Raw genomic sequence first — 1,861 nt, 5'->3', positions numbered from 1 at the left:
ATAACTTTGAGGTTGAGGACTTTAATTCTTACTTTGTGTCTAACCTTGGGATTTGGGTTCATAATTGTGCGATTAAGGTGACGCCTAAAGCTCTTACTAAATTACAAGAGAAGCAAATAGAAATTTTGAGAAATGGAGGAGAAGTGAAAGTCAAAACATATGAAGAGGCTAGACAGCTTTTGGATAATATGTCAGAAATCAAACCAGCTATACAGGAAGGGAAAATACCTAATCCTGAAGGAAGAATGAGGGATGGATTTGCCGATCCTAATGGAACATATAGAGGAGACTTAATAAATAAGCAAGACCCGACAGCTATTGTACATCCGGGTGTCCAAAATCCTTATCATGCTAATTATCCTCATTACAATATTAAGTTGCCTAATGGGGATAAAGCTGCAATCATTATAATGGGAGACTGAAAAATGGATATAGAAGAAATTGTAAATTATATAAAGATGGGAAAAGCAAAGTCAATTTGTATAGATAGAATTATTTTGAATGAGTATTCTGGATTTGTTAGAGATTTAACAATTATGGATAAAATGATTGTTAAGGTGGAATTTAATGTTTATGGATATGATGTAGGTGGTTTCTCAATAAAAATATACTATAATGATTTTGATTTGTTAATAAATTCGATTGAGGATTACACCGGAAAAAAAGTGGCAGAATGGATGAATGTTACGAAAAGTAATTGGTATCCTGAATTAAAGCAAGAGAATGATTTTGATCAATCGGGGCTAAAGTTTAAACGTGATTTAGCTGAAAAAAAACTCAATTTACCCAAAGGTGGAATTAGCTATGTTATCCCTGAGGGATATTGGAAGGATCTTTATGAAGGTTTAGAAAAATGGTAGTTTGCATTATGTATTTTAAAATTCAAGTATATAGCTTCACAAAAAAAGATTGAATAATATATAACGAATAAGTATATAGAATGCCACAATACGAACTAGCAACCGTATTGTGGTCTTTTTTTACATGCTGAAAGATTACCAAGCCAAGTATGACAACTCTTTCATATAGCTTAACGTTATCCCTAAGTGTATGGGAGAAACTGTACAGAAAAATACAGGGAAAGCAAAGAACTTTATGAAATTTGGTCCGCAAGCGATAGGAGAACACACAGATCTAAAAAGAGATCGAAAGACTAATGAGCTTACTAAATTATGAGACATATAAATCTAATCCATTAAATTCGAGCGGTTTTGATAAAGTACAATGTTATAAAGGAATAGGCAAAGATCACATTAAGAAGATAACAAAACAGAATGTGCCTACACCTCATGTTACTGGTAAGTCTATTCCTGGGGAGTTAGGGAAGCATATCCGAATGAAATTCCAAGAAAGAGGTAGATAATATGGATACTTTACAATGGGTACAGAATTGGTATTATCAGCATACCTATGGTGTTAAAATCGATACTGTTGATAATCCTGGCTGGTCTGTCGAAATCAACTTAGTTGATACTTGTTTAGAGAATGAACATTTTGAATCAATAGAAATCGAAAGAAACGAAGAAGATTGGTATTACTGTATTGTGAGAGATGGAATATTTAGTGGTGCTGGTGGGGCAAGAAATTTAGAAGAAATACTAAATTCTTTTAGACAGTGGGCATCAATAAACAAAGAATTGAAGTAATGACTGAGTCAAAGTGAGACTTGAGACCTTGATTGGCTTAAGTCTTTCAAGGTCTTTTTTTATCCTATCCTAGCATCGACCTGGTACCATGGGTAGGCACGGTGAAAGGCTTCCAGCAGGCATTTACGGGTAACAACTATATAACAGGCGAACATCTCTCAGCAGGAGACCGTTGGGGTGAAGGAATTGGAGCAACGCTGAGCATTATTCCGATT

4 protein-coding genes are annotated in these 1,861 nt (G+C 34.6%); all 4 read left to right on the top strand.

Annotated elements, in window-relative coordinates:
• A partial coding sequence (locus WH37_RS33035; protein WP_046234926.1) for a hypothetical protein occupies positions 1–422 on the top strand: 422 nt, incomplete at its 5' end.
• A 3-nt stretch (positions 423–425) separates the two neighbouring features.
• Positions 426–860, top strand: a complete 435-nt coding sequence (locus WH37_RS33030; RefSeq protein WP_046234925.1) for a hypothetical protein — start codon at positions 426–428, stop codon at positions 858–860.
• 504 nt (positions 861–1,364) lie between these two features.
• On the top strand, positions 1,365–1,646 hold the full coding sequence (locus WH37_RS33020; protein ID WP_046234923.1) for an immunity 53 family protein: 282 nt from the start codon (positions 1,365–1,367) through the stop codon (positions 1,644–1,646).
• 74 nt (positions 1,647–1,720) lie between these two features.
• On the top strand, positions 1,721–1,861 hold a 141-nt coding region (locus WH37_RS37625), incomplete at its 3' end, for a pre-toxin TG domain-containing protein (RefSeq protein ID WP_156182442.1).

Origin of the sequence: Paenibacillus algorifonticola (assembly GCF_000971975.1) — a bacterium.
GTDB lineage: Bacteria > Bacillota > Bacilli > Paenibacillales > Paenibacillaceae > Pristimantibacillus > Pristimantibacillus algorifonticola.
This window is presented reverse-complemented; position numbering and strand designations above follow the sequence as displayed.